16 protein-coding genes and 2 rRNA genes are annotated in these 21,513 nt (G+C 63.7%); 6 read left to right on the forward strand and 12 right to left on the reverse strand.

Annotated elements, in window-relative coordinates:
- The first annotated feature begins 10 nt into the window (after nucleotides 1-10).
- Nucleotides 11-379, forward strand: coding sequence for a DUF2237 family protein (locus ACOYR4_RS20025; protein ID WP_015015773.1), 369 nt, complete (start codon nucleotides 11-13; stop codon nucleotides 377-379).
- A gap of 150 nt (nucleotides 380-529) precedes the next feature.
- Complete coding sequence (locus tag ACOYR4_RS20030) at nucleotides 530-1,666, forward strand: peptidoglycan-binding protein (RefSeq protein ID WP_422847822.1); 1,137 nt, start codon at nucleotides 530-532, stop codon at nucleotides 1,664-1,666.
- A gap of 130 nt (nucleotides 1,667-1,796) precedes the next feature.
- Here ACOYR4_RS20030 and ACOYR4_RS20035 read toward each other — a convergent pair whose 3' ends face one another.
- Nucleotides 1,797-2,873 carry a hypothetical protein gene (locus ACOYR4_RS20035; protein WP_209817873.1) on the reverse strand — a complete coding sequence of 359 codons (1,077 nt, stop codon included), beginning with the start codon at nucleotides 2,871-2,873 and terminating at the stop codon, nucleotides 1,797-1,799.
- 181 nt (nucleotides 2,874-3,054) lie between these two features.
- Here ACOYR4_RS20035 and ACOYR4_RS20040 point away from each other — a divergent pair, with 181 nt between their 5' ends.
- From ACOYR4_RS20040 to ACOYR4_RS20050, 3 genes are all read left to right on the forward strand, one after another.
- Nucleotides 3,055-3,705: a LuxR C-terminal-related transcriptional regulator gene (locus tag ACOYR4_RS20040; protein ID WP_043565694.1), complete on the forward strand. Its 651-nt coding sequence runs from the start codon at nucleotides 3,055-3,057 to the stop codon at nucleotides 3,703-3,705.
- Nucleotides 3,705-6,260, forward strand: coding sequence for an ATP-binding protein (locus ACOYR4_RS20045; RefSeq protein WP_422847823.1), 2,556 nt, complete (start codon nucleotides 3,705-3,707; stop codon nucleotides 6,258-6,260). The genes ACOYR4_RS20040 and ACOYR4_RS20045 overlap by 1 nt, the downstream gene beginning before the upstream one ends.
- Nucleotides 6,261-6,404: 144 nt before the next feature.
- Nucleotides 6,405-7,592 carry a hypothetical protein gene (locus ACOYR4_RS20050; protein ID WP_422847824.1) on the forward strand — a complete coding sequence of 396 codons (1,188 nt, stop codon included), beginning with the start codon at nucleotides 6,405-6,407 and terminating at the stop codon, nucleotides 7,590-7,592.
- Nucleotides 7,593-7,818: 226 nt separating this feature from the next.
- On the opposite strand, the gene ACOYR4_RS20055 is transcribed toward ACOYR4_RS20050, so the two are convergent.
- The 9 genes from ACOYR4_RS20055 to ACOYR4_RS20095 all read right to left on the reverse strand — a co-directional run bounded on the left by ACOYR4_RS20055 (nucleotide 7,819) and on the right by ACOYR4_RS20095 (nucleotide 16,814).
- Complete coding sequence (locus tag ACOYR4_RS20055) at nucleotides 7,819-8,949, reverse strand: acyl-CoA dehydrogenase family protein (protein ID WP_015015779.1); 1,131 nt, start codon at nucleotides 8,947-8,949, stop codon at nucleotides 7,819-7,821.
- Between the two features lie 39 nt (nucleotides 8,950-8,988).
- Entirely contained in the window at nucleotides 8,989-9,657 is a 669-nt protein-coding gene (locus ACOYR4_RS20060; RefSeq protein ID WP_422847825.1) for an SDR family oxidoreductase, read from the reverse strand.
- Between the two features lie 84 nt (nucleotides 9,658-9,741).
- The gene (locus ACOYR4_RS20065) at nucleotides 9,742-10,821 is read right to left on the reverse strand and encodes a DUF695 domain-containing protein (RefSeq protein WP_422847826.1); all 1,080 of its coding nucleotides are present in this window, start codon (nucleotides 10,819-10,821) and stop codon (nucleotides 9,742-9,744) included.
- 49 nt (nucleotides 10,822-10,870) lie between these two features.
- Nucleotides 10,871-12,058 carry an acetyl-CoA C-acyltransferase gene (locus ACOYR4_RS20070; RefSeq protein ID WP_422847827.1) on the reverse strand — a complete coding sequence of 396 codons (1,188 nt, stop codon included), beginning with the start codon at nucleotides 12,056-12,058 and terminating at the stop codon, nucleotides 10,871-10,873.
- 66 nt (nucleotides 12,059-12,124) lie between these two features.
- Nucleotides 12,125-13,930, reverse strand: a complete 1,806-nt coding sequence (aceK, locus tag ACOYR4_RS20075; RefSeq protein ID WP_422847828.1) for a bifunctional isocitrate dehydrogenase kinase/phosphatase — start codon at nucleotides 13,928-13,930, stop codon at nucleotides 12,125-12,127.
- A 56-nt stretch (nucleotides 13,931-13,986) separates the two neighbouring features.
- Nucleotides 13,987-14,646 carry a carbonate dehydratase gene (gene can, locus ACOYR4_RS20080; protein ID WP_110960356.1) on the reverse strand — a complete coding sequence of 220 codons (660 nt, stop codon included), beginning with the start codon at nucleotides 14,644-14,646 and terminating at the stop codon, nucleotides 13,987-13,989.
- Nucleotides 14,647-14,683: 37 nt separating this feature from the next.
- On the reverse strand, nucleotides 14,684-15,874 hold the full coding sequence (locus tag ACOYR4_RS20085) for an isovaleryl-CoA dehydrogenase (protein WP_422847829.1): 1,191 nt from the start codon (nucleotides 15,872-15,874) through the stop codon (nucleotides 14,684-14,686).
- Between the two features lie 40 nt (nucleotides 15,875-15,914).
- Entirely contained in the window at nucleotides 15,915-16,376 is a 462-nt protein-coding gene (locus tag ACOYR4_RS20090; protein WP_422847830.1) for a PaaI family thioesterase, read from the reverse strand.
- A gap of 42 nt (nucleotides 16,377-16,418) precedes the next feature.
- On the reverse strand, nucleotides 16,419-16,814 hold the full coding sequence (locus ACOYR4_RS20095; RefSeq protein WP_015015787.1) for a MerR family transcriptional regulator: 396 nt from the start codon (nucleotides 16,812-16,814) through the stop codon (nucleotides 16,419-16,421).
- A 125-nt stretch (nucleotides 16,815-16,939) separates the two neighbouring features.
- Between ACOYR4_RS20095 and ACOYR4_RS20100 the strand changes: the two genes are divergently transcribed.
- A complete protein-coding gene (locus ACOYR4_RS20100; protein ID WP_422847831.1) occupies nucleotides 16,940-18,019 on the forward strand; it encodes an MBL fold metallo-hydrolase in 1,080 nt (359 codons plus the stop codon).
- A 327-nt stretch (nucleotides 18,020-18,346) separates the two neighbouring features.
- On the opposite strand, the gene rrf is transcribed toward ACOYR4_RS20100, so the two are convergent.
- Both rrf and ACOYR4_RS20110 read right to left on the reverse strand, forming a co-directional pair.
- A 5S ribosomal RNA gene (gene rrf, locus ACOYR4_RS20105) occupies nucleotides 18,347-18,459 on the reverse strand.
- A gap of 154 nt (nucleotides 18,460-18,613) precedes the next feature.
- Nucleotides 18,614-21,492: ribosomal RNA gene (locus tag ACOYR4_RS20110) — 23S ribosomal RNA — on the reverse strand.
- Nucleotides 21,493-21,513 lie beyond the last annotated feature (21 nt).

The following is a 21,513-nucleotide window of genomic DNA, read 5'->3' on the forward strand; positions in this document are numbered from 1 at the left end:
ACCATCCGATATGACTGCACTGAATGTTCTGGGCACCATGCTGATGCCCTGCTCCTACGACCCGCTGACCGGCTTTTACCGCGACGGCTGCTGCAACACCGACGAGCACGACCACGGCACCCACGTGATCTGCGCACGCATGACGCAGGCGTTTCTGGACTTCTCGCTGTCGCGGGGCAACGACCTCATCACCCCCCGGCCCGAGTACCGGTTTGCAGGCCTCAAGCCCAACAACCGCTGGTGCCTGTGCGCCCTGCGCTGGAAGGAGGCTTACGAGGCGGGTGTGGCACCGCCGGTGATCCTGGAGTGCACCCATGCGCGTGCGCTGGAGTTCGTGACGCTGGCGCAGTTGCAGAGCGCGGCGCTGTCCAGCCGCTGACACCGTAGCCACGGGCTGTGACGCACCCCGGGCCGGGTGTGACGCTGCTGCCACCCTACTTCTGTCGGGTTGTCGGTGGTTGGCCGCACGGCGAAAGATCAGGACTTTGTGTTCCTCCCTTTCGCTGCACATGCGGCCACATCCGTCACCATGACCATCACCTTTTCTGCCCCGCTGCGGCGCGCGCGTGCCGCTGCCAACCTGTCCCGTTCCTCCACCCCGCTGCGCCTGTGCGCGGTCAGCGCCGCCGTGGCCGCTGCTGCCCTGCTGAGCGGCTGCGAAACCACCAACATGCGCATGGGCAGCGCCGATGCCAAGACCGTGGCCACCGGCAGCGCTGCGGGCGGAGCGTCCACCGGCGCCAGCGACTCGCTGGAGCGCTGCGAAAGCCCGCTGGGTACCGTCTCGCTGATCGAAAACCAGCAGGCCGGCTGGTACACCATCCTGCGCGACCAGTACCGCCTGCCCCCCACGGCCAACCTGCTGCGCCTGCTGGTGCAGCAGTCCAACTGCTTTGTGGTGGTGGAGCGGGGTGCGGCCGGCATGAACGCGATGACGCGCGAGCGCGCGCTGATGCAGTCGGGCGAAATGCGGCAGGGCAGCCAGTTTGGCCAGGGCCAGATGGTGGCCTCGGACTATGGCCTGTCGCCCGAAATCGTGTTCCAGAACAACAACGCGGGTGGGGCCTCCGCATCGCTGGGCGGCCTGGTCGGCGGCCGCGCAGGCGGCTTGCTGGCAGCCCTTGGCGGCAGCATGAATACCAAGGAGGCCAGTGCGCTGCTCACGCTCATCGACAACCGCTCGGGCGTGCAGGTGGCGGCCTCGGAAGGCAGCGCCGCCAAGACCGACTTTGGCGCCATGGGGCAGCTGCTGGGCGGCTCGGGCGGCGCGCGCATGGGTGGCTACTCCAACACGGCCGAAGGCAAGGTGATTGCGGCAGCCTTCATGGATGCGTTCAACCAGATGGTGCAGTCGCTGCGCAACTACCGCGCCCAGACGGTGAAGGGCCAGGGCCTGGGTGGCGGCGGGCGGCTGAGTGTGGACGGCGCCGCACCGCCCTCGCAGACATCGGCCGCACGTGCTGGCGCGCAAAGCAATGGAGCCACCGCCGGGCTTTCGCTGCGCGACGCGCAGGCTCGCCTGAATGAGCTGGGCTACAACGCGGGCACGCCCGATGGCGCCATGGGCGGCAAGACCGCATCCGCACTGCGCGCGTTCCAGAAAGACCGGGGCATCGCGCAGTCGGGCAGACTGGACGCGGCCACGATGGTGGAGCTGTCAAAGTAACCGTCCGGTTCAGTATTGAAAAAGGCCGCCATGGCAATCCATGGCGGCCTCTCTTTTCCACACGCGGCGGAGACATCGAACGCGATGGGCGATAGGGCAGCCCCCCTTGCCAGGAAGCGCCCAAGCACCATCAGTTCTGCGTGTAGCAGGCCTTGTTGGCAATGATGAGGTCTGCGTAAGCCTCTGCACTGGCTGCCGTAGGAAATACCGTGGGGGTACTGTCACCGAAAACGCACAGATAGGCACCCTTGCGAGTCCACACAGAGCGCGACGTGATGCCCGACGGCGTCACCCAGGTGCTCCAGAAAGCTGTGGCGCTTGCCGTGCTTCCGCTGCGGTCGAAGTTGAACACGCCCAGATCGGTAAGCGGCCCCGCGATCGTGCCCTGGCCCGAGCAGTCGGCCGTCGCATAGGTCATGACGCCTTGTGCGGCCGTTGCCCGGGTATCGCTTTGTCGGGCAATGCGCCAAAGCACGCGCCCCCACACACCAGGCCGCACCACGGAACACTGGCCCTGCTTCCAGTCACCCTCCGGCAGCCCCTGCGCAGCGGTCGCGCAGCTCACGTCCACCGTACTCACGTTGGCCGATCCCACCGTGCCCGTACCGTTGCGCACCGTGCAGCTCTGGCCCGAAGGCTGTGTGCGCACCGTGATGGCGTAGGCCGTGCCACCCGCCAGCGCTGTGCCGAAGGTGAAGCCGCCGTTGCTGGCAACCGACAGGTCGTCGCGCCCGTTGTTCTGCAGCACCACGGTGCCGCCCGCCAGGCCGCTGACCGAGCCGCCCACGGTATAGGTGGCCGCCGCCAGGTTCTCGCAGCGCACCTGCACGGTGCTCACATTGGCGGTGGCCGTGCCAGTGCCTTCCGTCACGGTGCAGCGCTGACCGCTGGGCTGGGTCTTGACGGTGACGGCATAGGCAATGCCGTTGTCCAGGCGCGTGGCGAACACGAAGTTGCCATTGGCGTTCACCGTCAGGTCGTCCTTGCCGGCGTTCTGCAACGTCACTGTCTTGCCAGCACCCAGACCACTGACCGCGCCGCCGATGCTGAATGCACCCGCACTGGGCGGCGGCGTGCCGTTGTTGTCATCACCGCCGCCGCAGCCCGCCAGCAAGGCGGCAGCCAGGCCCAGGGGGGCCCAGCGGAAGATAGGACGTGCGGGGTGCCAGGTGCGCCCGGCACCCGTTGCGCTGGCTTGTCGTGTCATGAACAGAAACCTCGTGATGGTGAATGGAGCGCGGATTCTGTGCAGCACCCCCTCCCATGCGAAACCCTACGCTGGTAGGGTTTGCGCGCCGTCCATCCTGCTGAACACTTGGCAGAATTTGCCCGCAGGCATACCTTTCGGTATGGGCCGCCCGCCGGGCTGCCTCCCTCCCCCACCCCGCATGTCTCCTTCCTCTCCTTACGCGCTCATCCTCGACGACCATCCGCTGGTGGCACACGGCATGGCCGAATTTCTGCGTGCCCGCATGCCGCAGATGGACGTGGTGGTGGCCTCCGGCGCGGACGACCTGCTTCGCTGGGTGGGCACGCGGGGCACACCGGCCATCGTGCTGGTTGATTTCTGGCTGGCCGAGGGCTCGGCGCTGGGCCTGATCGCGCAGGTGCGCGCGCACTGCCCGGGCACCCCCATTGCGGTGATCAGCGGCGACGATGACCCTGCGGTGATGGCGCAGGCCCGGCAGGCGGGCGCCCAGGGCTTCATCCACAAGCAGGCCGCACCCGACACCTTTGGCCTGGCGGTGGAAGCCTTGCTGGGCGGCCTGGTGTGGTTTGAGCCCGGCCAGATCGGCAGCCAGCCGCCGCGCAGCCGCGACCTGCCGGTGACACCGGCAGAGCTGGGCCTGTCTGCACGCCAGGGACAGATCCTTGCGCTGGTGCTGCAAGGCCTGCCCAACAAGCGCATTGCGTCGCAGCTCGACATTGCAGAGAGCACCGTGAAGGAGCACGTGACGGGCATCCTGGAGCGGCTGCGCGTGCGCACACGGGTGGAGGCCATCACCCTGCTGCGTGGGCGGCGGCTGGAGCTGTCCTGATGCGCCTTTTGCGGCCCTGGGTGCTGGCCACTGCGCTGGGCCTGTTCGGAGCTCTGTCCGCAAGCGCGCAGACACCGTCCCAGGACCTGGCCGAGCTGGACCGCCTGCAGACCCTGTCGCAGCGCAACAGCGCGGAGACCGTGCAGGCACTGCAGGCGGCAGCCCCACGCTTTGCCCGCGCGGCGCATGTCGATACCCGGCGCACCTACTACGCCGCGCTGGCAGACGCGGCCTTCGAGACCGGGCAGGCCCCCGTGGTGACGGAGGCCATCGCGCAACTGAAGGCGCTGGCATCCACGTCGAACGACATGTCCTCGCAGGTGCTGGCCGCAGCCTTTGAGGCCCGGCAACTGGCCGTGGCGGGCAAGACACGTGCGGGGCTGGCGGCGCTGGCGCAAGTCGCGGCCGGGGCCGAGACCGTAGGCGACCCCTGGGTGCGCTGGCTGTACCACCTGACGCTGGGCGCGCTGCACAGCGGCAACGGGCAGTTTGAAGAGGCACTGGCCCAGCTGCTGCGCAGCCTGGAGCTGTCGCGCACGCTGCCTCGCCAGGCGGCCACGGCAGAGCTGCGGTCGCGCACGCATCTGGAGCTGCTGCATTTCGACATGAAGAACCCGGAGCGGGCGCTGCAAACCATCCGCGAGGCGCTGCCCCTGGCCGAGAAGCTGGATGCCCGGCAAGCGCTGGGCTGGCTGCACCTGCACCGGGGTAACGTCGAAAACGTGCAGGGCGACCTCGACACGGCCATAGCGGCATACCGCCAAGCGCTGCAGATTGCGCGCGCAGGAGGGCTGGCCGGGCTCCAGGCCACGGCGCTGAACAACCTGGGCGACGTCCTGCTGCAGCGCAAGGCGTATGCGGAGGCGGAGCCTGTGATGCGCGAGGCGCTGGCAGCCTACCGCGACGCACACGAATTGAATGGTGCCGCACTGGCCCAGGCCAACCTGGGCTTTGCGCTCATGGGGCAGGGCCGCATTGCGGCCGGTGTGCACGAGGTGGAGGCGGGCATCCGGTTTGTGCACGAAGCGGGCTCCCTGCCCATGGAAGAACAGCTGCTGGGCGAGCTGTCGCGCATGTATGAACAAGCGGGCCTGTACCGCGAAGCCATGGCCACCACCCGCAAGCAGCAGGCGCTGGCCAAGGAGCTGTTCCATACCGAGCGCGACCAGGCCGTGGCGACCTTGCAGGAGCGCTTTGACAGCGCTGAGCGCCAGCGCCAGATCGATCAGCTGGCGCAGGCCAACCGGGTGCAGGATGCCGAGCTGCGCGTGCGCCGCATGCAGCAGATAGGACTGGCGGCGGCTGTGGCCCTGGCACTGCTCGCGGCGGGCGCCAGCTTCTGGCTGTACCGCCGCACGCGCACGGCCAACGAGGCCCTGGCCGCCGCCCGGGGACAGGCAGAAAGCGCCCTGACTGAGAAAAACATGTTCCTCGCCACCGCCAGCCATGACCTGCGCCAGCCCGTGCACGCCATGTCCCTCATGGTGGAGGCGATCAGCCTGCGCAATACCGACCCGGTCCTGCGTCCGCTGGTGGCCGATCTGCGCGCCAGCATGCAGGCCATGAGCCAGCTGTTCAATGCGCTGCTGGACCTGTCGCGCCTGGAGTCGGGGCAGCCACTGGGCCACAAAACCGCCGTGGACCTCGGCGCGCTGCTGGCAGATGTGGTGCGGCTGTTCCGCGAGCAGGCCAGCCTGGGCGGCCTGACCCTGCGGCTGCGGCTGCCGCGCCGTGGCGCCACCGTCTGGGCCGAGCCGGTGCTGCTGCGCCAGGCGTTGGCGAACCTGGTGCAGAACGCCATCCGCTACACGCCGCAGGGCAAGGTGCTGGTGAGTGCCCGCGCACGCGGCGGCGGCTGGCTGGTGGAGGTGCGGGACACGGGCATTGGCATTGCCCCGGCCGATCAGGCCCGGGTGTTCAGCCCCTACTACCGGGGATCGCGGGCCGACCAGATGGACGACGCGGGGCACGGCCTGGGTTTGGCCGTGGTGGCGCGCTGTGCCGAGCAGTTGGGGGCGGCCTACGGTGTGCACTCGCTGGCGGGGCGGGGTTCGCGCTTCTGGCTGCGGCTGCCAGCCCATGTGGCCACCGATGCAGGCGCGCCCACCACCTCTGCCGCAACGCACCACCAGGCTGTGGCGAGCCGACCGCTGCAGGGCCAATGCCTGGTGCTGGACGATGACCCCCAGGTGCTCAAGGCCTGGCGCGCCATGCTCGAAGCCTGGGGCGTGGCGGCAGCCTATGCCACCACCGGGGTCGAAGCCCATGGCCTTCTCGACGAAGGGCTGGTGCCAGATGCCATCTTCTGCGACCAGCGGCTGCGCTCGGGCGAGAGCGGCTTTGACATCCTGCGCACGCTGCTGGCACGCTGCCCTTCCGCCCGGGGCGCGATGGTCAGCGGCGAGTTCGACGCGCCCGCCTTGCGGGACGCCGAGGACGAGGGCTACCTGGTGCTGCGCAAGCCGGTGAACCCTGCAGAGCTGCATGCGGTGCTGGTGCAGTGGCTGGCTCATGGCAAAAGCCAGCGGGAACAGCACCCCGTGCCTTTCCAATAAGCCCTTCCACAGCACCGGCCGTCCGCCAGCGGTGCACCGCCCGTCTGCCCGCTGCACGCAGCCATCCCCTGCCCCCCTACCATCCGCAGCCATCGACCGGCGACACCGACACGCTGGCAAGTCACATGAGGAGGGAGCCACACCATGACCACCACCGGGACCACCCCACCGCCCGGCCAGCCCCGCTGGCTGTACCAGGCGCAGGACGCGCAAGGCCGCCCCACCGAGGGCTTCGTGCATGCCCAGACGGCCGAAGAAGCCATGCAGGCTATTGCGGCGCTGCAGCAGCCCCCGCTGACCCAGGTGCAGCTGCACACCTCCGGGCTGTATGCCCGTGCGATGACCGAGATGGCGGACGACGCACTGGGCACCCTGGACGTGAAGGCACTGCGCCAGCTGGCGCGCGACCAGATCGAAGCCCAGGAGAACCCCGGCCTGTGGACCACGCTGCGGCAGCTGCTGCGCAACAACCGCACCTGGCTGCTGGTGTGCGCGGCCCTGGTGGCGCTGGCCGTGTGGCGCCAGTGGAGCCCGTGGGTGCAAGGCATTTTGGTACTGGCCATGCTGGCGCCGCTGGGGGTGTTTGCCTACATGCACCAGTTTCAGCGTATGTACCAGCAGATGCTGCACGCACACGCCACGGGCGACCTGCCCCGCCTGGACGTGCTGGCCCAGCGGCTGGACCGCGCAGCCGAACGGCATGCGTTCTTGCGAAAGCCCGCCTGGGACGCCGCCGTGCGCATGGCCTGGTTCGAGGCGCGCGCCGAAGGGGTGGACGCCGCCATCCTGCGCTTGCGCATCCACCCCATGCGCCCAGCGGACGAAGGCGAATTCTTGTCACGCATCTACACCCTGCCCCTGGCCACGGGCGACCATGCGGGCTTTACCGCGCGCCTGCGCGACCTGATAGCGCAGCGGCCGGGAGAGCCCACTTTGCAGCTGGACCTGGCCCTGGGCGAGGCCCGCGCGGGCCATCCCGACGAAGCGCAGCGCTTCGTGGACACCCTGCAGCCCGCCATGCTGCCTCCCCACGGGCAAGCATTCATCGACTGGGTGCGGGGCATGATTGCGCTGCGCGACCCGGCCCGGGCAAGCGAGGCTGCCAGCCACCTGGGCAAGGCGTGTGAGCAATTTCTGGGGCTGGTGCGCAAGGCCCCGGGCGCCTGGCCCTCACTGGCCGTGTGCACCTGCGACTACGCGCTGGCCTTGGCCTGGAGCGGGCGCGCGGAAATGGGGCGCACCGTGTTTGCCAGCGTGCAGCCGGTGGCCCGGCACCACGCCGAGCCCGAGCGGCTCGCGCTGCTGGAGCGCGAGTTACGCCTCAGGGGCTGAGCGTTGTGGACCGCGCCCGAAAGGCCTCCTGCACACCGCAGGCCGGGCACCGTGGCGCGCAGGCTCAGAGGCTGAGAGTTTTTGAGCCAACCCCGAAAGGCGCGCCAAAACGCCTCGGATCGAGGCGCAAAGCACAGCCATAGCTCGCGCTGTGGCGAGCATTTGCAACGAAGAGCCGGGGCGTTTTGGCGTGCAAGGCGGACATGGTTCAAAGACTCTCAGCCTCTCAGGCCAGCGCGCGCTGGATGATGATCTTCTGTACGTCGCTCGTGCCTTCGTAGATCTGGCACACGCGCACGTCGCGGTAGATGCGCTCCACCGGGAAGTCGTTGACCACGCCATAGCCACCCAGCGTCTGGATGGCGGCGCTGCACACACGCTCGGCCATCTCGCTCGCAAACAGCTTGGCCATGGCGGCTTCCTTCAGGCAGGGCTTGCCTGCATCGCGCAGCGCGGCGGCGTGCCAGATGAGCTGGCGCGCAGCCTCGATCTGCGTGGCGCAGTCGGCCAGGCGAAAGCCCACGGCCTGGTGGTTGAAGATGGCGGTGCCGAAGCTCTCGCGCTCTTTGGAATATGCCAGCGCCGCGTCGAACGCGCTGCGCGCCATACCCACGCTTTGGGCGGCGATGCCGATGCGGCCGCCTTCGAGTGCGCCCAGGGCGATCTTGTAGCCCTCGCCCTCGGCGCCGATCAGGTTCTCGGCCGGGATGCGGCAGTTGTCAAAGTTGATCTGCGCCGTGTCGCTGCTGTGCTGGCCCAGTTTGTCTTCCAGCCGAGCGACCACATAGCCGGGGTTGCTGGTCGGCACCAGAAAGGCACTCATGCCCTTCTTGCCCGCGCCCTTGTCGGTCACGGCGATCACGATGGCCACATGGCCGTTCTTGCCGCTGGTGATGAACTGCTTGACGCCGTTGATCACGTATTCATCGCCTTGCTTCACCGCCGTGGTGCGCAGCGCTGAGGCGTCGGAGCCCACATGCGGCTCGGTCAGGCAGAACGCGCCCAGCATCTCGCCACGCGCCAGCGGCGTGAGCCAGTCGCGCTTTTGCTGCGCGTTGCCATAGCGCATGAGGATGGCGTTGACCGGACAGTTGGTCACGCTGATGGCTGTGCTGGTGCCGCCGTCACCGGCCGCGATTTCTTCCAGCACCAGGGCCAACGTCACGTAGTCCAAGTTGGCGCCGCCAAACTCTTCGGGCACGCAGATGCCGTAGGCACCCAGCGCGGCGAGGCCCTGGTGGGCCTCCTTGGGGAAGTGGTGTTCCTTGTCCCAGCGCGCGGCGTGCGGCCACAGCTCGGTCTGTGCAAAGTCGCGCACTGCGTCGCGGATCATTTCCTGGTCTTGGGTCAGCAGCATGGGTTGTCTCCAAAGTCGTTGTTCAGAAGTTCAAAAAGCTCACCAATGGGCAGCGCGGCGGCCATCGTGGTGCAGCAGGCGGCCCTTGTCGGCAGCGGTCACGCTGGCCAGCGTGCTGCGAAGGCCACGCACGCTGTCTTCCACCGTTAGCGGCGCACCGCCGCCGCCCATGTCGGTCTGCACCCAGCCGGGGTCGATGGTGACCAGCGTGGCGCCGGGGTAGTCGTGCTGCGCGGCGGCCACGGCCATGTTCAGCGCGGCCTTGCTGGTGCGGTACAGCCAGGAGCCGCTGTCAGGCACGCTGCCGATCTGCGACATGGAGGACGACAGAAACGCAAACACGCCGCCCGCGTCCGCCACCAGGGGCGCCACCTGCGGAATGGCCTGCATGGCGCCCAGCACGTTGGTGTGCATGACGGCGTCAAAGTCTTGCTGCGTGGGTGGGGTGAGCGCGTTGGGGCGGCGGATGACGCCGGCCACATAGAGCGCCAGGTCCAGCTTTTCGCCGTCGAGCTGCCAGGCCAGGCCGCTCACGCTGGCGGGGTTGGCCACATCGACGGTGAGCGCCTCGGCGCCCAGCGCCAGCACGCGTTCGCGGCCCGCGTCGTCGCGCACGGTGGCAATCACCCGGCGCCCGGCATCGGTGTACTGGCGCACCAGCTCCAGGCCAATGCCCCGGGACGCGCCGATCACGAGTATGGAGTTCATTTTCAAGCCCAATGTGCCGCAAGCGCTAGTACATCATGCGCTAGTAGCTATCAATTCAGGAGTATTCAAAGAAACGTCGCACGCTCAGGCAGACAGGTAGCCGGCGTACTCGAAATAGCCCGACCACGCGGGGTCGTACGCCACCTTCAGCTCCAGCGATGCTGCCTCGTCGCGCAGCAGCAAGGGCGCCAGCGCCTGCTTGGCCAACTGTTCGTCGCTCACGTAGTACAGCGCCTGTCGGCGCCCCGCGCGCATCAGCGTCAGCACCAGAATGCCCAGTTGCGGCACTTGCAGCACGGTGGCGGCCTGGTCCTGCAGGTCTTGCACGGCGGTCAGGGTGTCGGTGTCGGGCACGGCCAGATCCACGGTCAGGGCGTAGGCCAGGTCGGCGCGCATGGCCACCGCGTTGGCGCTGGTGTTGACCATGACCACGCCGGTCTCGGGCGCATCGTCGCTGTCGATGTCGTCGGGTGGCAGCTCGTTGCCGTCTTCGTCGATGGGGCAGTCAAACTGCAGCTCCAGCCCGTCCCACTCGGCCTCGCCCGTGGGGAAGTGGCCGGTGTGGCCCAGGGTCTCGGTCCAGTAGCGGTCGAACACCGGGGGCAGCTGGCTCAGCGGCACCCAGGGGGTGTGGGCATCGTCCGGCTCGCCCACAAAGTCCACCGCGCCCACCTTCACGGCAAAGTCGTATTCGCCCAGCACGTGGTCGAGCATGATGAACGCCATGTTGCGCGCGTGGTCCTGGTAGTCGCTGGGAATCTCGCGGCCAAAGCGGATCTCCAGCGCCGCCTGCCCGCCGTCCTGTTCCAGCGCCACCAGCACTTCGGCGGTGGACAGCTCGAAGCCTTCCATGCCGATGGGAAAGTCCGGCTGCGTGGTGCGCTCGCGGAACGCACGCACGCGGTAGTGCGGCAGCGCGGGTGCGGCCGCCACCACCTGCGCCACCAGCGGAAACCGTTCGATGCTGCCGTGGGCCGTGACAATGAGGTCCACCACCGCATCAGCATCGTCACCGGACATCTCCAGCGCCAGGCCTTCCAGGTGCTGATCGATCAGCGCATTGGCCGCCCCCACGCGCTCGCGCAGCGGCAGGGCCTGGAGCGATGCCTGGGCATCAGAAAACGCGCGCCAGAAGGCGCCGATGGCGGGAGAGGGAGTGGTCATCGCGGTCCTTGTACAAAGTCGGGGATCATCCCATCTCCAGCCAGCGGCCTCAGACGAGTTCCAGCGCCACGGCCGTGGCCTCGCCACCGCCGATGCACAGCGTGGCCAGGCCCTTGGTCAGGCCGCGGGCCTTGAGCGCGTGGATCAGCGTGACCATGATGCGCGCGCCGCTGGCGCCAATGGGGTGGCCCAGCGCGCAGGCGCCGCCGTTTACGTTGACCTTGTCGTGGGGCAGATCCAGCTCCTTCATCAGCGCCATGGGCACCACGGCAAAGGCTTCGTTGATCTCCCACAGCTGCACGTCGCCCACCTGCCAGCCGGCCTTGGCGAGTGCCTTCTGCGTGGCGCCGAGCGGTGCGGTGGCAAACCATTCGGGCTCTTGGGCGTGGGTGGCGTGGCTCACGATGCGGGCCAGGGGCTTGGCGCCCAGCTTCTTGGCAGTGGACTCGCGCATCATCACCAGCGCAGCGGCGCCGTCGTTGATGCTGGAGCTGGAGGCGGCGGTGATGGTGCCATCCTTCTTGAACGCCGGCTTGAGCGCAGCGATCTTTTCGAGCTTGACCTTGCCGGGGCCTTCGTCCACCGACACCACACGCTCGCCGCTGCGGTCCTTCACCGTCACGGGCACGATCTCGGCCGCGAACGCGCCCGACTCAGTGGCCGCCTTGGCGCGCTGCACGCTGGCGGTGGCAAACGCGTCTTGCTGCTCGCGGGTGAACTGGTACTTTGCAGCGCAGTCTTCGCCAAAGGTGCCCATGGAGCGGCCAGCCTCGTAGGCGTCTTCCAGGCCGTCGAGCATCATGTGGTCGAAGATGCGGTCGTGGCCCAGGCGGTAGCCCCCTCGGCCCTTTTGCAGCAGGTAGGGGGCGTTGGTCATGCTCTCCATGCCGCCCGCCACCATCACGTCGTGCGTGCCGGCCAGCAGCATGTCGTGCGCCATCATCGCGGCCTTCATGCCGGAGCCGCACATCTTGCTGAGCGTGACCGCGCCCGCGCCCTTGGGCAGGCCGCCCTTGAAGGCTGCCTGACGCGCAGGCGCCTGGCCCTGGCCGGCCATCAGGCAGTTGCCAAACAGCACTTCGCCCACGGAATCGGGCGAGACACCGGCACGCTCGATGGCGGCCTTGATGGCGGCGCCACCCAGGTCGTGCGCGGCCAGGCTGGAGAAGTCGCCCTGCAGCGAGCCCATGGGGGTGCGTGCAGCGCCGACGATGACGATGGGGTCTTGGATGGACATGGTGAAGGTCTCCGGGGTAAGGGTCAGAGGAAAAGGGGTGGGTGAAAATTGGGGCTAGGCAGGCGCTCAGCCCGCCTCAGCGCGCTGCGCAAAGCGCCGCTCCGGGTCGTAAGGGAACACATCGAGCATCTGGCCGGCCTGGATGCGCTCCTTGTGCGACTGCCAGAACGCGGCATCGAGCAAATCGGCGTGGTGCAACATGAAGACCTCGCGCACCGCGTCGTTGCCCAGCAGGAAGGGGCCGAAGGTTTCGGGAAACACATCGCGTGGGCCCACGCTGTACCAGACCTCGCCGCTCATTTCTTCTTCCTCGTTGCGCGGCGTCGGCACGCGGCGGAAGTTGCAGTCGGTGAGGTACTCGATCTCGTCGTAGTCGTAAAACACGACCTTGCCGTTGCGCGTGACGCCGAAGTTCTTCCAGAGCATGTCGCCGGGGAAGATGTTGGCGGCCACGAGGTCCTTGATGGCATTGCCGTATTCGATGACGCTGTGCTCCATCTGCTGGCGCGCGCGCGGGTCCGAAAGTCCGGTATCGAACGCTTCCTGCAGGTAGATGTTGAGCGGGATCATGCGCCGCTCGATGTACAGGTGCTTGATGATCACCTCGGTCTGGCCGTCGCCATCGCGGTCGCTGATTTCGAGCTGGCTGGGGGCAAACTTCTCGATCTCGGCAATCAGCGCGTCGTCAAAACGGTCGCGCGGAAAGGCGACCTCGCTGTACTCCAGCGTGTCGGCCATGCGGCCCACGCGGTCGTGTTGCTTGACGAGCAGGTACTTGGCCTTGATCTGCTCGCGTGTGGTTTCCTTCTGGTGCGGAAAGTAGTCCTTGATGAGCTTGAAGACGAACGGAAAGCTCGGCAGATCGAACACGAGCATCACCATGCCCTTGATGCCGGGCGCAATGCGGAACTGGTCGCTGGAATGCTTGAGGTGGTACAGAAAGTCGCGGTAGAACAGCGTCTTGCCCTGCTTGGCCAGGCCCAGGGCGTTGTAGATCTCAGCGCGCGGCTTGCGCGGCATGAGGCTGCGCAAGAACTGCACATAGGCGCTGGGCACCTCCATGTCCACCATGAAGTAGGCACGTGCAAAGCTGAACAGCATCTGCATGTCGTCTTCGCCAAACAGGGCCGCGTCGATATAGAGCCTGCCGCTGTCGTCGTGCAGGATGGGCAGCGCAAACGGCACCTCGTTGAAGCCGTTGATGATCTTGCCCACTACATAGGCGCCCTTGTTGCGAAAGAACAGGCTGGTGAGCACCTGGATCTGGAAGTTGGTGCGCAGCCGCACCTTGTCGAGTCGGCTGCGCATGGCGGCCACCACGCAGCCGGTGTCGCGCTGCAGGTCGGCAAACTCGCGCTGGAGCTGGAAGTTCTCCACGATAGCCTGGAAGGTGTCGCCCAGCGTCTCGCGTGTGGGGTAGTAGGCGCGGTAGGTGGGCCGCGCGGCGGGCTCGTCGTTCTCGATGTATTCGGTGCTGACCGCAGGCCGCACAAAGATGAAGTCGTTGTGGAAATGCGTGCGGTGCAGGATCTTGGTGGTGACCGAGTTGAAGAAGGTCTCGGCCAGCTCGGGCTGGTGGTGGTTCACCAGCAAGCCAATGTAATGCAGCTTGACCTGATGCCACACATCCATGGGCTGCGCGCCGGCCTCGAACTCTTTCTCCAGGCGGCGCACGCATTCCTTCACCCGCAGGTCGTAGAACTCGATGCGCTCGCGCTGCGCCCGCTGCTGGCCATGCCAGTCGGCAGTTTCAAAGCGGTGCTTGGCTCGCGCGGACTCGGTGCGAAACAGCCGGTAGTGCCGGTTGAAGCCGTCCATCATGGCCTTGGCAATGCCATAGGCCTGGGGAGCATCCAGGCGTTGCGGGAACATGATGGCAGGCATCCTTGTCAGCGCAACCGTCGCATGCGTAAGCGGGGGCGCCCTGCTTACTGACGCCGGGTAGCAGCCACACCAGCAATCGCGGCCTTGTACAGCGACTCCAGGCCTTCGGTGCTGTCTACCGACATGTGCAAGTTGTTGATGAGCCCGTCCTTGAGCCCATAGCACCACCCATGCAGGGTCACCTTCTGGCCGCGGCCCCAGGCGTCCAGCATGACGGTGGTCTGCGCGATGTTCACCACCTGCTCGATGGCGTTCAGCTCGCACAGCACGTCGTGGCGCCATTCGGGTGCGGTGGCGGCGATCAGGTCGCGGTGGCGGTCGCGCACATCGGTCACATGGCGGATCCAGTTGTCTGCCAGGCCCACGCGCGTGCCCTGCAGCGCGGCGAGCACGCCGCCGCAGCCGTAGTGCCCCACCACCATCAGGTGCTCCACCTGCAACTGGTCTACCGCGTACTGGATGGTGGACAGGCAGTTGAGGTCCGTAGGCACCACCACGTTGGCCACATTGCGGTGCACGAACACTTCGCCCGGCTCCAACCCAGTGATCTGGTTGGCAGGCACCCGGCTGTCAGAGCAGCCGATCCACATGTACTTGGGCTTCTGCTGCGCCAGCAGGCTGGTGAAGAAGCCTGGCCGCTCCCGCTCCATCTGGGCCGCCCAGGCGCGGTTGTGAACAAACAGGTCGTCGATGGAGGAGGGCATGGGGTCCTTGCGGTGAAAGGTTGGCGTTACGGAGAGGTCAGCAGGTTTCGGCAAACAGCTCGCGGCCGATCAGCATGCGACGGATCTCGCTGGTGCCCGCGCCAATCTCGTACAGCTTGGCATCGCGCCAGAGGCGGCCCAGCGGGTACTCGTTGATGTAGCCATTGCCACCGTAGATCTGCACGCCTTCGCCCGCCATCCAGGTGGCCTTTTCGGCACACCACAGAATCACACTGGCGCAGTCCTTGCGGACCTGGCGCACGTGGTCAGTGCCGAGCATGTCGAGGTTTTTGGCCACAGTGTAGGCAAACGAACGCCCTGCCTGCAGCACGGTGTACATATCGGCCACCTTGCCCTGGATGAGCTGGAATTCGCCAATGCTCTGACCGAACTGCTTGCGGTCGTGAATGTAAGGGATCACGTTGTCCATGACCGACTGCATGATGCCCAGGGGGCCGCCGGTCAGCACCGCGCGTTCGTAGTCCAGGCCACTCATGAGCACCTTGGCGCCGTTGTTCACGCCGCCCAGCACGTTCTCTGCGGGCACTTCTACGTCCTGGAACACCAGCTCGCCGGTGTGGCTGCCGCGCATGCCCAGCTTGTCGAGCTTTTGTGCGATGGAGAAGCCCTTCATGCCCTTCTCGATGAGGAATGCCGTGACGCCGCGTGCGCCCATTTCAGGCTCGGTCTTGGCGTATACCACCAGCGTGTCGGCATCCGGGCCGTTGGTGATCCACATCTTGCTGCCATTGAGCAGGTAGTAGCCGCCCTTGTCTTCGGCCTTGAGTTTCATGCTGATCACGTCAGAGCCTGCGCCGGGTTCGCTCATGGCCAGCGCGCCTACATGCTCGCCGCTGATGAGCTTGGGCAGGTACTTGGCCTTTTGGGCCTCGTTGCCGTTGCGGTTGATCTGGTTCACGCACAGGTTGCTGTGCGCGCCGTAGGACAGGCCCACCGAAGCGCTGGCGCGCGAGATTTCTTCCATGGCCACCATGTGGGCCAGGTAGCCCATGGCGGCGCCACCGTACTGCTCGGGCACCGTGATACCCAGCACGCCCAGGTCGCCCATCTTGCGCCACAGGTCCATGGGGAACTGGTCGTTGCGGTCGATCTCGGCCGCGCGGGGCGCGATTTCGGCCTGTGCAAAGTCGCGCACGGCGTCGCGCAGGGCGTCAATGTCATCGCCCAACTGGAAGTTGAGGCCGGGAAGGTTGGCAGGAATGCTCATGGGGGTTGTCTCCTCGTAGAAGGTGGGGAATGGGCAGGGCTCAGCCCTGGATGTTGTCGCGTCCGGTCACCGCCATCAGGGTGCAGCCCATGGTGGCGATCAGCTTTTCTTGGTTGCCGTCGATGGCGAAGGCGCGGCCCTCACAGACGGTGATGGTGCGGCCGGGCTTCAGCACCCGCCCTTCCATGCGGAACCGCTCGCCTTTGGCAGGGGCCAGCAGATTGATCTTGAATTCGATGGTGAGCACGGCGGCATCGGCCGCCATGAGAGTGAAACCGGCATATCCGCAGGCCGAATCCAGCGCGGTGGACACCATGCCCGCATGTAGAAAACCATGCTGCTGGGTTAGCGCGGGAGCCCAGGGAAATTCAATGTCTACCGCGCCCGGTGCCACCAACCCCAGCGACGCGCCAAGCGTGTGCATAGCCCCCTGCCGCGCGAAGCTGTCGCGCACGCGGTCGGCAAAGTCGATGCAACGCGGCTCAAAGGGGGGCGTGCTCACTGTAGTTTCCTGATTTACGTTTACGTAAACGTCAATTATGAATCAATTTTGCTTTTCTACCTTGGCCAATAGCGACCGCGCCTCTTCTTCGTGCTCCCGCACCTCTTCCAGATTGGCCTGCAAATCGGCCATTTGCTCTTCGAGCTGTTTGCGATGAACCACCAGCACGTCCAGGAACTTGCGGAGCTGTACGCCGGTGTCACGGGGGCTGTCATAGAGATCGATGATCTCCTTGGCCTCGGTGAGAGACAGACCCAGGCGCTTGGCCCGCAGCGTCAAGCGCAGCCGCGTGCGGTCGCGTGCGCTGTAAACCCGGTTGCGGCCTGCGGCGCCGGTGCGCTCCGGCTGCAACAAGCCCATGTCTTCATAAAAACGGATCGCCCGGGTGGTGAGATCGAACTCTTTGGCGAGGTCACTGATGGTGTAAGTATTGGCCATGGTGGGTGCTGCACGCAGCGCTATTGGGTTCGCACAGGAGACAGTCGTATGGCGACTGCTCTCTACAATGCATTGAGTGCATGACGTTTACGTTAACGTCAATGCTAACCCATCGCACTGTCTCCATGAATCCACTCGAACACCAGATCCACTACCCGTTCGGCGACGCGCTTCCCGCCGAGGGCGCCACCCTGGAAGTCGCACCCGGAGTGCGCTGGGTCCGCATGGGCCTACCCTTTGCACTGGATCACATCAATCTGTGGCTGTTGCGCGATCGACAGCCAGATGCAGGCGGGGCGCTGGTAGACGGGTGGACCATCGTGGATTGCTGCATCGACAGTGCTGCAACCCGCGCCCAGTGGGAGCAGATCTTTGCGAACTGCCTGGAGGGGCTACCCATCCTGCGCGTCATCGTGACCCACATGCATCCAGACCATATCGGGCTGGCGCACTGGCTGTGCGAGCGCTGGAATGTGCGCTTGTGGATCAGTGCCACCGACTACAACGTGGCACGCGTTGCTGTCTATGACCCACAGGGGTTTGGCGGGGCAGCGGGGGCGGATTTTTATGCGTTGCACGGTGCGCAAGACCCGTCTTTTCTGGCCCATGTACGCGGTCGTGCATCGTATTTTCCAACCTTGGTCCCCGCCTTGCCGACCCGTTTTCACCGACTCATGGATGGAGACATCCTCAATATCGGTGGTCGCGCCTGGCGCTGCATCAGCGGCTATGGCCACGCACCGGAGCACATGGCATTGTTTTGCGCTGAGCTCACTACACTGATCAGCGGAGACATGGTGCTGCCGCGCATATCGACCAATGTAAGCGTCCATGCCAGTGAGCCCGAGGCCAACCCATTGCAGTTGTTTTTAGACTCCCTGCTGCGCTACCTGGACCTTCCGGAGAGCACATTGGTACTGCCATCACATGGCAAGCCATTCACAGGCCTGGCTACGCGCATCGCACAACTCCAAGACCATCACCGGGAGAGGCTTGAAGAAATCCTGCAGGCGGCACATGACCATGCCTTGAGTGCTGCGGACACTTTGTCGATTCTCTTTAAGCGCAAGCTAGACACCCATCAAATGACTTTTGCTATGGGAGAGGCTTTGGCGCATCTGCACTATCTGTGGATAGAGGGAAAGCTCGAGCGTTTTCTCGACCCGGGTAGTGTTCAAAGATTTCGGGCGGCCAGTCTTGAATAAGTATGGCTGCAAGCGCCTCGCATACGCTCATTGAGTGGCGGATAGAGACAAGGGCAGGGCATTCAATTCGAATCAGCGCGGTTTAAAAGACTCACCCCAGTCCAGCGGACAGCGCGACGTTGCCCAAGGCAAATGATCCAGAGCTCAGGGTCCGAGCGGCTTTATAGGTTCGCGCCAGCGATACAGGTCTGGTATGGAAGACAGACCAAGTGAACCCCATGTCATACGCAACCGTTGAGTAGCGCCTGTTGCTGTTGGCGCGTTTTCGTGTTCTACAAAGCAAAAAACCCCGGTCTTTATGAGACTGGGGTTTTCTGGGCTGTAAGAGCCTGACGATGACCTACTTTCACACGGGAACCCGCACTATCATCGGCGCAAAGTCGTTTCACTGTCCTGTTCGGGATGGGAAGGAGTGGGACCAACTTGCTATGGTCATCAGGCATAACTTGTTGTCGTGCTGCTTTTGTGGCAACACAACGAATTCATAGAGTCTGGAATCAGATTTTGTGTCTTTTGACTGCGTCTAACTTGGCATAACAGACTTTGAGCTTTTCACACAACCATTGTGGTGTGCGTGTTGGCTATCAAAGTTATAGGGTCAAGCCGCACGAGCAATTAGTACTGGTTAGCTTAACGCATTACTGCGCTTCCACACCCAGCCTATCAACGTCCTGGTCTTGAACGACTCTTTAGGGGGCTCAAGGCCCCGGCAGATCTCATCTTGAAACGAGTTTCCCGCTTAGATGCTTTCAGCGGTTATCTCTTCCACACTTAGCTACTCGGCAATGCCACTGGCGTGACAACCGATACACCAGAGGTGTGTCCACTCCGGTCCTCTCGTACTAGGAGCAGGCTTCCTCAAATCTGCAGCGCCCACGGAAGATAGGGACCAAACTGTCTCACGACGTTTTAAACCCAGCTCACGTACCTCTTTAAATGGCGAACAGCCATACCCTTGGGACCGGCTACAGCCCCAGGATGAGATGAGCCGACATCGAGGTGCCAAACACCGCCGTCGATATGAACTCTTGGGCGGTATCAGCCTGTTATCCCCAGAGTACCTTTTATCCGTTGAGCGATGGCCCTTCCATACAGAACCACCGGATCACTATGTCCTGCTTTCGCATCTGCTCGACTTGTCAGTCTCGCAGTTAAGCACGCTTATGCCATTGCACTATCGTCACGATGTCCGACCGTAACTAGCGTACCTTCGAACTCCTCCGTTACGCTTTGGGAGGAGACCGCCCCAGTCAAACTGCCTACCATGCACTGTCCCCGATCCAGATAATGGACCTAGGTTAGAACCTCAAACACACCAGGGTGGTATTTCAACGTTGGCTCCATGAGAACTAGCGTCCTCACTTCAAAGCCTCCCACCTATCCTACACAGATCTGTTCAAAGTCCAATACAAAGCTACAGTAAAGGTTCATGGGGTCTTTCCGTCTTTCCGCGGGGAGATTGCATCATCACAAACATTTCAACTTCGCTGAGTCTCAGGAGGAGACAGTGTGGCCATCGTTACGCCATTCGTGCAGGTCGGAACTTACCCGACAAGGAATTTCGCTACCTTAGGACCGTTATAGTTACGGCCGCCGTTTACTGGGACTTCAATCAAGAGCTTGCACCCCATCATTTAATCTTCCAGCACCGGGCAGGCGTCACACCCTATACGTCCACTTTCGTGTTTGCAGAGTGCTGTGTTTTTATTAAACAGTCGCAGCCACCGATTTTTTGCAACCCCGTTGGGCTCCCTCTGTACGAGTTCACCTACTTGGGGCATACCTTCTCCCGAAGTTACGGTATCAATTTGCCGAGTTCCTTCTCCTGAGTTCTCTCAAGCGCCTTAGAATACTCATCTCGCGCACCAGTGTCGGTTTGCGGTACGGTCGTCAATAGCTGAAGCTTAGTGGCTTTTCCTGGAAGCAGGGTATCACTCACTTCGTCTGCAAGCAGACTCGTTATCACCCCTCATCTAAGCCCGGCGGATTTGCCTACCAGGCACGACTACAGGCTTGAACCAACATATCCAACAGTTGGCTGAGCTAACCTTCTCCGTCCCCACATCGCACTATTGATCGGTACAGGAATATTGACCTGTTTCCCATCAGCTACGCATCTCTGCCTCGCCTTAGGGGCCGACTCACTCTACGCCGATGAACGTTGCGTAGAAAACCTTGCGCTTACGGCGAGGGGGCTTTTCACCCCCTTTAACGCTACTCATGTCAGCATTCGCACTTCTGATACCTCCAGCATCCGTTACCAGACACCTTCACAGGCCTACAGAACGCTCTCCTACCACTTGCAATAAATTGCAAATCCGCAGCTTCGGTAACTGGCTTAGCCCCGTTACATCTTCCGCGCAGGACGACTCGATCAGTGAGCTATTACGCTTTCTTTAAATGATGGCTGCTTCTAAGCCAACATCCTGACTGTTTTAGCCTTCCCACTTCGTTTCCCACTTAGCCAATTTTAGGGACCTTAGCTGGCGGTCTGGGTTGTTTCCCTCTTGAGTCCGGACGTTAGCACCCGGTGCTCTGTCTCCCAAGCTGTACTCTGCGGTATTCGGAGTTTGCATAGGTTTGGTAAGTCGCCATGACCCCCTAGCCTAAACAGTGCTCTACCCCCGCAGGTAATACTTGAGGCACTACCTAAATAGTTTTCGGAGAGAACCAGCTATTTCCAAGTTTGTTTAGCCTTTCACCCCTATCCACAGCTCATCCCCTAGTTTTGCAACACTAGTGGGTTCGGACCTCCAGTACCTGTTACGGCACCTTCATCCTGGCCATGGATAGATCACTTGGTTTCGGGTCTACACCCAGCGACTGATTCGCCCTATTCGGACTCGATTTCTCTACGGCTTCCCTATTCGGTTAACCTTGCCACTGAATGTAAGTCGCTGACCCATTATACAAAAGGTACGCAGTCACCCTTGCGGGCTCCTACTTTTTGTAAGCATGCGGTTTCAGGATCTATTTCACTCCCCTCCCGGGGTTCTTTTCGCCTTTCCCTCACGGTACTGGTTCACTATCGGTCGATTACGAGTATTTAGCCTTGGAGGATGGTCCCCCCATATTCAGACAGGATTTCTCGTGTCCCGCCCTACTTTTCTCTAACTTAGTACCACACGTCTGTTTTCGCATACAGGGCTATCACCTGCTATGGCCGGGCTTTCCATCCCGTTTTGCTAACAGTCGTGCTATCACTAGAAGGCTCTTCCGATTTCGCTCGCCACTACTTTCGGAATCTCGGTTGATGTCTTTTCCTCGAGCTACTGAGATGTTTCAGTTCACCCGGTTCGCCTCGCATGACTATGTATTTATCATGCGATACCTCTTGCGAGGTGGGTTTCCCCATTCAGAAATCTCCGGATCAAAGCTTATTTGCCAGCTCCCCGAAGCTTATCGCAGGCTATCACGTCTTTCGTCGCCTGTAATCGCCAAGGCATCCACCACATGCTCTTAGTCACTTGACCCTATAACTTTGACATCTCTTT

Source organism: Acidovorax sp. M14, assembly GCF_049331375.1.
GTDB lineage: Bacteria > Pseudomonadota > Gammaproteobacteria > Burkholderiales > Burkholderiaceae_C > Acidovorax.

Excerpts from the sequence above, each read along its gene's own strand:
- aceK (WP_422847828.1), bottom strand. The coding sequence starts at position 13,930 with ATGTTCCCGCAACGCCTGGATGCTCCCCAGGCCTATGGCATTGCCAAG.
- ACOYR4_RS20040 (WP_043565694.1), top strand. The coding sequence starts at position 3,055 with ATGTCTCCTTCCTCTCCTTACGCGCTCATCCTCGACGACCATCCGCTG.
- ACOYR4_RS20085 (WP_422847829.1), bottom strand. The coding sequence starts at position 15,874 with ATGAGCATTCCTGCCAACCTTCCCGGCCTCAACTTCCAGTTGGGCGAT.
- can (WP_110960356.1), bottom strand. The coding sequence starts at position 14,646 with ATGCCCTCCTCCATCGACGACCTGTTTGTTCACAACCGCGCCTGGGCG.
- ACOYR4_RS20025 (WP_015015773.1), top strand. The coding sequence starts at position 11 with ATGACTGCACTGAATGTTCTGGGCACCATGCTGATGCCCTGCTCCTAC.
- ACOYR4_RS20070 (WP_422847827.1), bottom strand. The coding sequence starts at position 12,058 with ATGTCCATCCAAGACCCCATCGTCATCGTCGGCGCTGCACGCACCCCC.
- ACOYR4_RS20055 (WP_015015779.1), bottom strand. The coding sequence starts at position 8,949 with ATGCTGCTGACCCAAGACCAGGAAATGATCCGCGACGCAGTGCGCGAC.
- ACOYR4_RS20030 (WP_422847822.1), top strand. The coding sequence starts at position 530 with ATGACCATCACCTTTTCTGCCCCGCTGCGGCGCGCGCGTGCCGCTGCC.
- ACOYR4_RS20095 (WP_015015787.1), bottom strand. The coding sequence starts at position 16,814 with ATGGCCAATACTTACACCATCAGTGACCTCGCCAAAGAGTTCGATCTC.
- ACOYR4_RS20065 (WP_422847826.1), bottom strand. The coding sequence starts at position 10,821 with ATGACCACTCCCTCTCCCGCCATCGGCGCCTTCTGGCGCGCGTTTTCT.
- ACOYR4_RS20035 (WP_209817873.1), bottom strand. The coding sequence starts at position 2,873 with ATGACACGACAAGCCAGCGCAACGGGTGCCGGGCGCACCTGGCACCCC.
- ACOYR4_RS20050 (WP_422847824.1), top strand. The coding sequence starts at position 6,405 with ATGACCACCACCGGGACCACCCCACCGCCCGGCCAGCCCCGCTGGCTG.
- ACOYR4_RS20045 (WP_422847823.1), top strand. The coding sequence starts at position 3,705 with ATGCGCCTTTTGCGGCCCTGGGTGCTGGCCACTGCGCTGGGCCTGTTC.
- ACOYR4_RS20060 (WP_422847825.1), bottom strand. The coding sequence starts at position 9,657 with ATGAACTCCATACTCGTGATCGGCGCGTCCCGGGGCATTGGCCTGGAG.
- ACOYR4_RS20100 (WP_422847831.1), top strand. The coding sequence starts at position 16,940 with ATGAATCCACTCGAACACCAGATCCACTACCCGTTCGGCGACGCGCTT.